Below are 9,451 nucleotides of genomic sequence, written 5' to 3' on the forward strand. Positions count from 1 at the left end.
ATTGGGCGCTGAACAAAGCTTGGTTGATTGCAGGGCTGTCGCTAGCGTCAGCAGTTGGTGCGATAACACTTTACGACGAGGTGGCCTCTGAACTATTACCCAGCGAAGACCGCGGCACAGTCCGCGTGTTCTCGAGGGGGCCGGACGGCGTGGGGCTCGATTTCATGGATCGACAAACACGTCAGCTCGAAGAGATCTTGGCCCCCTACACCGAGCAAGGTGTATTTGACTCTGTGTATACAGTCGTGGGGCAATGGGATGTCAATTTGAGTTTCATTACTGCCAATATGAAACCTTGGGAAGAGCGAGACATTTCACAGCAGCAAGTGATTCAGCAAATACGGCCGGAATTGGCCAATATACCGGGCGCTCCCGGTCGAGCTTTTGGATCCAACTCACTCAATGTGCGCGGCGGTCGCGGCGGCGGCGCCATTGAAATGGCTATTACCGGCGAAAACTACAGCGATATTTTTGCGGCTGCGCAAGCGTTCACAAAAGAAGTCGTAAAACGAGATCCGAAGTTCAGTCGCCCCGACATCTCTTACCAGCCGACCCAACCCCAGCTGCGCTTTAAGATAGATCGCCGCAGAGCCGCGGACCTCGGCGTTGCGCTGTCCGATATATCCTCTACCCTAAGAGCAGCCATTAACGGGGACAATGTCGCCGACCTAAACATTGGCGACCAACAAATACCGGTCTATCTGCAAACACGACTCAACGCCGTGCGATCGCCTCAAGACATGCAAAATCTTTACGTCCCCGCACGCAACGGCGAGCTGGTACCGATTTCCAGCGTTGCCGAGATTGTTGAAGAAGGCGTATCGGCCGAGCTCGAGCGACATGGACAACGCCGAGCCATCGAAGTGCAATTTGAAATCGCCGAAGACTACCCGTTATCGGAAGCAACGGCAGCACTTCGTGGTTTCGCCCAAGAGTTACTGCCCAACAGCATGGGTTTACTGTTTTTGGGCGAAGCGCAGACCTTTGAGGACACGAATCGAGAAGTCGTCATGACCTATGTCCTCGCGTTTTTGATTGTGCTTCTGGTATTGGCCGCTCAGTTCGAGAGTGTCAACAGCGCTGTGGTCGTCATATTGACCGTACCCTTTGGTCTGGCTGCTGCGATCTATGCCCTGTATTTGACTGGAATTTCTTTAAACATTTATTCGCAAATAGGCCTCGTAATGCTCATCGGACTGCTCGCGAAAAACTCGGTTCTTCTGGTTGAATTTGCAAACCAGCTGCGAGATCGCGGCGAATCAGTGAGAGATGCGATTGAGCACGCTGCAACGATTCGGTTACGCCCCATTATGATGACGCTTATCTCAACCATTCTAGGGGGGCTGCCGCTAATCTTGTCGACCGGTGCTGGTGCCGAGGCACGAAACTCGATCGGCTGGGTTGTCTTTGGAGGCCTGGGACTGGCGACACTGTTCACACTTTACTTAACACCCGTGCTGTATCTGTGGCTCGCGAGGTTTGCTAAACCCCGCGCAGATGAATCAGCTCGACTGGAGCGCGAGCTTATCGACGCAGACAGGCTCTAACATTGCTCATAGCCTAACAGGACGCCGAGCTTTCATAATCATGAAGGATTTGAAAAGCCTCCTGCTTCTGCGTGTTAGGAACGGAAATAAAGACCAATCCGGCGGCGGGTAGTTCACCCATACCACCGACGAGCGTGTCACCGTGGACTTCGGCCTCAATGCCAAATTGTTGCAACATCCCCCTGAGAAGATGCGCCTCAATTAAGGTCGCTGGCTCATATATTTTGATGCGGGACATGTGCGGTCGCCATTCAATTTAAAGTCACCCTCGGTAAAGCAACCTAGGGCTGGTGGAGCCATCTATCACGCGCTTCACATCTCCAGTAATTGTCGTTCCAACTCGCGTGTGATCATCGCATCGAGCTCTAATGCGCTTGCCAACTGATCAAGCCAGGCGCGTTCCATTGGATTTTGGTCATCGATAATAGCTGCACTCACCAAGTAAATCTCCCTCTTACCTTGAGGGCAATCAACTGTTCGTGCAAGGACAAAAGGATCAAGGGGGGCATCAAACTGCTGCTGAATCCAAGAATGGAGCTCATCGTCAGGCTGCAATTTTGCAATTTCCTGAGACAACAATTCGCGTTCCTTACCGTCTATGTGACCGTCCGCGCGTGCGGCCATAATCATCGCCTGAAGAATTTGCAAGCCCCGCTGCTCTTGCGGTACCCCAGCAAGTTGATCAAGCTGCTGGCCTTGCTGCTCGACCGAGGGAGACGGCGTAGCTGCTTGCTGTGTGTTAGTTTGATAGTTTTGATAAGCCTTCCAGGCTAAAGCGCCAACCCCCGCAACAGCACCATATTTGAGTGCGTTCTTCCCCATTTTTCGTCCACGCTTAGAGCCCAGCAACAGCCCAAGAGCTCCACCGCCAACCAGGCTTTTCATATCAATCCCACCACCCGATGAACTGGGCGTCGGTTGGGACTGATTGGACTGCACAGTGCCGGCTTGATTCATGATCTGATTAAGTACAGACATTATGTTCATATTCTCTCCCATTAAAAAGTAAAGGTTGGGTTATGACCGTCTGTATTAAAGCGAGTTTCAGGTACAAATGCCACATCGAACCGGGTGCTTAGCCGCAGAAGCAGCTTAAGCGCTTACCTCCTTCTGAGTAGCTCGTTCATTCGTTCAAGTTTGTGCAGGAAAAACCGCTCACTCCATAGTTTTAAGCTAGCCTGCTCTATGGGTGTTAGAAACCGAGCTACATCTTCAGCCGCGTCTTGCCAATCAATCGCTGATATTTTGTCTCGCAAAACATTTGCCAGCCAGATTCGGTCAACGTCCAAGTCCTGTCCCCGCCATAGGCCATGTTGCAACAACGCGCTTTTCACCAAGTTAATTCTTGGCGCTACCCCCTTACCGACGTACAAGCTAAAGTCGTACCAATCTCGACCCTTCAGATAAGGCTTACAAAGTAGGGCGTGTACTTTCAGGGCGCAGTTACTTTCTAGATCCTGATGGCAAACCTCATAGTCCACAGGGAAACTCAAGTAGGTATATTCGAAACCTGAGCCAAACGGAGGGTTCGTGTCGATTTCTAGCTTAATCGTCAGCTTCTTATCCCGTTGCTGGTCGTAAAAACGCAAGTTTAGTTGACTCGCGATGGACGTATCTTTAATCAAAGCAGTCCGTACATTTTTATCCATTATTTGTTTGTCTAACACTGCAAGTGCGATTCCAAACTCTAGAAAGTAGCCAGCCCGAGTCGTCATGCGTCGAAACTCGAACTTACCAATCACATCATTCTCGTAGGTAACTGACTTACCGCCATGGTTCATGCTAACCACAGTGTGCACCGATTCTGGAATCCACCCATGAAAGCTAAAGGCCGACTCAGCCGACACATAACTGCCGAGGCACATTTGCTGCGCTAGCACAAAAGGATGCAGAGACTGCTTCCGATGTGCGGGATTTAAAACGTAGAGGCCGCTGAGTGCGGATTTTCTGATGCTGCCCATGTTCCACGTTCTTTCAAAACGGCTTCTAACGGAACAACCTCGCAGTTAAGGCGGGCCTCGTTGTAATTTAGACTGCCCGCTTCCAGAGCAACCTCACAGTCCAGCAACCCATCAGCCTCCCATTGCGCCTAGCGGACTCAATAATCTTAAAGCAATTTACCTATACGCCCTGCCCTACTGATTCGATGGCCCCAGATTGCTGGGAGCATCGTATCCAGCCCACAAAGCGACTAAAAGCTATAGCGATTGTTAATGGCTGTCGCCAACACCCTAAGAACCATTTAAAAGCCGCTTGCTATTTGCAATAATGCACAAAAAAATTTCGAAAACGCAAAAAAGTTTGCTAGATTGTAGTCTATGCACTGATTACCTTGCCTAGACAAATTCGGTACTGTCGCAGCAAGCTCATTCGAGGCCCTTGCTACACTCGCTGTTTTAGCTTGGCTTCACGAATTACTGGAATCTACACACTATGGAAGAATTTAATTCAGACCTGCTGAACAACTGCGAGCTCGAGCCACTTGCAAACTCGGGGCTAATCCAAGCCCATGGCGCTATGCTCTTTTTATCGCGGGATACCGGTAAATTCACCTTTGGTAGCGAAAACCTCGAGACTTTCTTGGGCGAATCCTGTGAAGAACTCCTCGGCCAAAGTGGTGACGAATGGGTAGGTGAGATGCTGCCCGACCTCCCCGGTTTGCCCACCGGCGCTGGTAATCGTGCCTATTTGCCTGGGGCGCTCGATCTGGGTGAAGGAGAGCTCAATGTTTTAATATCGCCAACAGCGGCTGGCTGGTTATTTGAATTTGAAAAATCACAGGCCGATGAAACCGTTATCCTCGCCCCCGAGCTGCCCGAGCTGCAGGATGGCGCCAACTTGAATGATATGCATGATGTTCATCAAGCCGTAGTCGATGGTTTAGCCCAAATAACCGGATACGACCGCATTATGCTCTATCAATTCTTGCCGGACTGGTCGGGAGAGGTGCTAGCAGAGAGCGTTTTGCGATCCTCTGGCTCTTATTTATCGCTTCGTTTTCCGGCGTCGGATATCCCAGCGATTGCTCGCGGCCTCTATGCGCAAACGCCCTACCGGTATATCCCGTTAGCCACCAATGACACGGTCAATATCTTAGGTCGCGGGGAGGTAGGTAGCACCTTAGACCTGACTTGGTCTGACCTTCGGTCGGTATCTCCTGTGCACATTCAATATTTAACCAATATGAATGTGCACGCGTCATTTTCGGTATCGATCATGGTTGACGGCAAACTGTGGGGACTAATTGCGTCGCATAACGATGTGCCAGGACCTATTTCTCTCTCGGCCCGACTGGCCTGTGTCAATCTCATTCAGCAATTTTCAGCGCGCATCGAAACGCAACGCATAGGGCAGCAAAAGTTCATCGCCGAACAGTTGAGTGACAAGATCGGATCCTCATTAAAAGGCGGAAGTTCGCCCAATGAACTTGCTACAACGCTAGCAAAATCAATCGGTGGCCTCGCGGATCAAATTGAATTCTCCGATTGCATTATTGATGTCGGTGGCGCGTTCAGCGGCCTGAACACTCAGCCAGATACCGAACTCGTCAAATCTCTCGTGGGCTTGTCAGAGACCAAAGGCTTCGAGGAGCTGGTTGTGCTGGAAACACTCCCTGATGATTTTGACAAGCGCTCTAAAGCGCATAGCCATGGAATTTTTGGATGCGCTATTCTGACGGTGAGGGCCGCAACTTTCGGTAATACACTAGTCACCGTGATACTCACCCGCCCTGAAGAGTCAGGCGAAGTAGCCTGGGCTGGTAACCCACAAAAACCCGTCGAAACCCTCACAACAGGTGGCGTGAAGCTCTCGCCGCGTGAGTCGTTCGAGAAATGGATTGACGTGCGACAGGGTATGTCCAAAACTTGGAATGAAGATGATTTATTTACCCTCGGTCTTCTGCGCCGGCAGTTGGACCTTGTTCTGGGTTAGGCCTAGTACAACATGTGCTGTCTTATTCTTACCTCACCTCAAGCGCGGATGCTCTGACCCATGCACACGTCACTGATTGGAGCACAGCTTGGCGTATTCGCCAGCCTTGAGGTAGGAGAGCATGGCGAATTATCGTTTCTTCATGGTCTAAGCGCAGACTGCGGTTGGATCCAACACCTTAGTGCGATGGATAGCTGGGCTGAGTGGGTGGCCGCTATTTCTCGAGCCGACCGCGCCAGAACAAATAAAGCGATTGCAGCCGCAATGGATACTCAAACTGCATACGTTGCTGAGTATCGAGTCAACTTTGATGAAACCTTTTATTGGGTGCGAGAATCAGGGCGGCCGACATCTGTCGGGAGTCGCGCACGCGAAGTATTAATTGTTGATATTAGCGAGCTACGTCAACAAACCCGTCAACTGACCTTGCTTCAGAAGCAGTACGATGAGAGCGCAGAGCAGTTAAACCTTACTATTAATAGCCTATCAACCCAAATAGCGGTGCTTGACGGCGATGGTTTGATTCAGCGAGTGAATCAGGCTTGGTTGAACTTCGAAGGACAGCGCTTAGGCAAGCCAATTGCGTTCTCGGAATTTGCTCAGCAAAGTATTGCTGTTTTAGACCCGGCAGGCAAAGACACAGCGCTGGGTAGCAGTGATTTCCGTAATAAAAGTAATCAGATGCTCAAAGGGCAGATATCAGAAGCCAGTGAAGATATCGAGGTGCCGATGGGCTGGGACGTTGCCTGGCTACGTTTACAATTGAGTCCACTGTCTGGCTCAGCTCGAGGTCAGGTACTCACGCGTCAAGACGTTACTGAAACAAAGGCTGCAGAGCAGGCTTTAAAAGAGCAAGAGGGCTATCTCAACAGTATTTTGCAGTCGTCTAAACACTTAGGTGTGCTCGCTATTGCCCTCGACAAAACAGTGCGCTTGGCCAACACGGGTATCGCCCAGCTGATGAAGCTCGACAAAAACGATGCCGTTGGCAGGCCCTTTGAGAAAGTCATTCAAAAACTGGGAACTGGGCTGAATATTGACAGCTCAACCCTGGCAGATATTCAAGCTGGAACCAGTTTTCATGCAGAGTTTACCGATGCACCCGGCTGCCCTGAGCGCATTATCGAAATCACCGGCACGCCCGTTACCGATACCCACGATAATATCCTAGGTGTTGTTTTCATCACACAAGATGTCACTGATACGCGCACTTATACCGACCGCATGGAGCAAATAAACCACGAACTCGAACTGGCGGTAACCGAACGCACACATGAGCTCAAACTGGCTAAAGAGCAAGCTGAGCAAGCGAATCAAGCCAAATCGGCGTTTTTGGCCAATATGAGCCATGAGATTCGCACACCCATGAATGCGATTTTGGGGATGACAGATCTGCTGCTTGAGGAGTCCATGCCTGCGGTTCAGTACAAAATGTTAAGAACGGTCTCCAATGCCGCGTCTTCGTTAATGGCGATTCTCAACGACATTCTAGATGTATCAAAGCTTGAATCGAATCACCTACAAATAGAGTATATTGATTTTAGCTTGCAAGAACTGCTTGAAGACGTTATCGACTTGGTAAAACCCAATGCAGAGAAAAAATCTGTTGCCTTAAAACTTGATTTTGAAAACGCCCCCGCGCCGGGTTTCAATGGGGACCCAAGTCGCTTGCGACAAGTACTTCTGAACCTTCTCGGTAATGCCATTAAGTTTACAGAAGTGGGCTCTGTTACATTAAAAGTGAGCTTCCCATCAAGCGACAACGACGTACATTTTGAGGTGACTGATACCGGTATCGGTATGCCTAAAGCCGCACTCGAGAGGGTCTTTGAACGCTTTAACCAGGCCGATGCTTCGACGACCCGAAAATTTGGTGGGACAGGCCTAGGGCTTGCCATTTGCAAAGGCATTATTGAAGCCATGCAAGGTCGCATATGGGTCGAAAGTGAAGAGAACAAGGGCAGTAACTTTCAATTCGTTGTGCCTTTGCCGGCTGTGGCCAATTTCGTAAGCGATCTTGCGTCAAACGCAGATCACATCAAGTTTAAACGCAGCCTCTCCTTTCTTGTCGCTGACGATATCGAGGCAAACCGTGATCTTATTCGATTCAAGCTATCTCGCGAGGGACATGAGATACACGAAGCGATTCACGGCCGGCATGCACTCGAATTAGCGCAAACAAATAATTACGATGTGATCTTAATGGACGCGCACATGCCAGAGATGGATGGTTTTGATGCAATTCGCGCGATCAGAGCTTGGGAGTCAGAAAGGTATAAGCCACGCGTGCCGATTATCATGCTTACAGCTAGCGTGCTGGAGGAGGACAAACAGGCCTGTCTCGCGGCTGGAGCAGATCGTTTCTCACCTAAGCCAATTAATTGGCTCAACTTATACAATGAAGTCTCCGAGCTCACCGGTGTGCAACTTGTTAAAGATGAGGAGCCTGAGGAACAATCAACCGAAGACGTCAGCCAGTTTAGAGCCAAGCTCAGCGCCATTGATCTAGAGGCTGCCATACAAATATGGGGCAACACCACGCAGTTATTGAAAGCCCTAGACAAAGTGCTGGTGAGTTACCCAGACATTAGCGGCACAATAGTAGAACTGCAACAAAATGAACAAACAGCGCGACTCGTTGAGTACCTGCATACCGTAAAAGGCATCTTTGGTAACCTTGGTTGCAAGCGGTTATATAAAATCACCTACATTGCAGAAGATCGTATTAAAGAAGGCAATCATGATCTTTCGGACATCATTACGGTCATCGCTAGTCAAGAGGAACAGATCAGGGCGGATCGAGACACCTTGTCGCAGGAGGTTCCCGGCCCGAGTAGCGATCCTGACCCAGCAGGAACGCTGATTGACAGCCAGCGGGCTATCGACGCACTGCAGGCGGTCATGAGTCGACTGTTAAATGACGAAATCGACGACGATGCCATAGACCTGTTACGCCTCAGCTTGCCTGCGACTCAGTTTACACCGATCGAGAGTGCCATTGATGAATTTGAATTCGCTAATGCACGCAACTTAATCGAATCGCTGATCCAAGAAATAGGCGCAGTGCGCGATACAAGCGGAGCGGAAACACAAGCGCTCCTTCATCAGTTAAAAACGGCTTTTGCCTCTTTTGATATCGATGAAGCCGCTATTGAGGGTTTACGAAAGCGGCTTTCACCGGCTGAATTCAAGCCTCTAGAAGAAGCAATGGACGATTTTGATTTCGAACTCGCCTCACGATTAATTGACAGGTTATTAGTATAATGACAGACACACAAGCGAATCCGACGGCACGAAAACGACTACTGGTTGTCGACGACCAACCCGCTAATCTCAATGTCATGCGTCAGATTTTAAAAGACGATTACGATTTATCATTTGCCAAGAGCGGCATGGATGCGCTGGCTACCATGTTAAAGATTCATCCAGACCTGGTTCTACTTGATGTCATGATGCCAGAAATGGACGGCTATGAAGTGCTGCAGAAAATGAACGAAGACCCTCGTTTGGCTGATATACCCGTAATTTTTTGTACGGCCATGTCAGACACCAAAGATGAAGTGACGGGGCTTAACTTGGGTGCTAAGGACTACATTACGAAACCAGTGATCGCGCCTATTGTTAAAGTCAGAGTCCAAAACCAATTGGCGCTAGCAGATCAACGTTGGGATTTAGACCGTAAAATCAAAGAGGCGAATGCACAACTGCTTGAAAGCCAGCGACAAACCCTGCAAATGCTGGGTCGAGCAGCGGAATTTAAAGACAATGAAACGGGTTTGCACGTCATCCGAATGTCGCATTATTCAAGGATTATCGCCACCGCACTAGGCTGGAAAGAGGACGCATGCGATCTACTTTTCAATGCCGCCCCCATGCATGATATTGGAAAAATTGGTACTCCAGATGCCATCTTGACCAAACCTGGGCGACTTGAAGCAGATGAGCGCGCTGAGATGAGTCTCCACGCTGAA

The 9,451-nt window shown here is 49.8% G+C and carries 7 protein-coding genes; 4 read left to right on the forward strand and 3 right to left on the reverse strand.

The genetic code is table 11. From position 1 onward, the window contains the following. Window positions 1–1,547, forward strand: a 1,547-nt coding sequence (locus ACTF5Z_RS09930) for an efflux RND transporter permease subunit (protein WP_438985494.1), incomplete at its 5' end; no start/stop codon positions are given. 13 nt (window positions 1,548–1,560) lie between these two features. Here ACTF5Z_RS09930 and ACTF5Z_RS09935 read toward each other — a convergent pair. From ACTF5Z_RS09935 to ACTF5Z_RS09945, 3 genes are all read right to left on the reverse strand, one after another. Further along, window positions 1,561–1,785 (reverse strand): putative signal transducing protein, encoded by a 225-nt coding sequence (locus tag ACTF5Z_RS09935; RefSeq protein ID WP_438985495.1) that lies wholly within the window; start codon window positions 1,783–1,785, stop codon window positions 1,561–1,563. Between the two features lie 74 nt (window positions 1,786–1,859). Further along, window positions 1,860–2,534, reverse strand: coding sequence for a tellurite resistance TerB family protein (locus ACTF5Z_RS09940; protein WP_423849257.1), 675 nt, complete (start codon window positions 2,532–2,534; stop codon window positions 1,860–1,862). A 113-nt stretch (window positions 2,535–2,647) separates the two neighbouring features. After that, complete coding sequence (locus tag ACTF5Z_RS09945; RefSeq protein ID WP_438985496.1) at window positions 2,648–3,508, reverse strand: nucleotidyl transferase AbiEii/AbiGii toxin family protein; 861 nt, start codon at window positions 3,506–3,508, stop codon at window positions 2,648–2,650. Between the two features lie 472 nt (window positions 3,509–3,980). Between ACTF5Z_RS09945 and ACTF5Z_RS09950 the strand changes: the two genes are divergently transcribed. From ACTF5Z_RS09950 to ACTF5Z_RS09960, 3 genes are all read left to right on the forward strand, one after another. Next, entirely contained in the window at window positions 3,981–5,480 is a 1,500-nt protein-coding gene (locus ACTF5Z_RS09950; protein WP_438985497.1) for a GAF domain-containing protein, read from the forward strand. A 60-nt stretch (window positions 5,481–5,540) separates the two neighbouring features. Then, window positions 5,541–8,744 (forward strand): ATP-binding protein, encoded by a 3,204-nt coding sequence (locus ACTF5Z_RS09955; RefSeq protein WP_438985498.1) that lies wholly within the window; start codon window positions 5,541–5,543, stop codon window positions 8,742–8,744. Next, the coding region (locus ACTF5Z_RS09960; RefSeq protein WP_438985499.1) for a response regulator at window positions 8,744–9,451 on the forward strand (708 nt) is incomplete at its 3' end. The genes ACTF5Z_RS09955 and ACTF5Z_RS09960, both read left to right, overlap by 1 nt.

This window comes from Aequoribacter sp. (genome assembly GCF_965659035.1).
Taxonomy (GTDB): Bacteria; Pseudomonadota; Gammaproteobacteria; order Pseudomonadales; family Halieaceae; genus Aequoribacter.

What these genes read in the sequence shown, in the direction of transcription:
- ACTF5Z_RS09935 (WP_438985495.1), bottom strand. Translation starts at nt 1,785, where the DNA reads ATGTCCCGCATCAAAATATATGAGCCAGCGACCTTAATTGAGGCGCAT.
- ACTF5Z_RS09940 (WP_423849257.1), bottom strand. Translation starts at nt 2,534, where the DNA reads ATGAACATAATGTCTGTACTTAATCAGATCATGAATCAAGCCGGCACT.
- ACTF5Z_RS09945 (WP_438985496.1), bottom strand. Translation starts at nt 3,508, where the DNA reads ATGGGCAGCATCAGAAAATCCGCACTCAGCGGCCTCTACGTTTTAAAT.
- ACTF5Z_RS09950 (WP_438985497.1), top strand. Translation starts at nt 3,981, where the DNA reads ATGGAAGAATTTAATTCAGACCTGCTGAACAACTGCGAGCTCGAGCCA.
- ACTF5Z_RS09955 (WP_438985498.1), top strand. Translation starts at nt 5,541, where the DNA reads ATGCACACGTCACTGATTGGAGCACAGCTTGGCGTATTCGCCAGCCTT.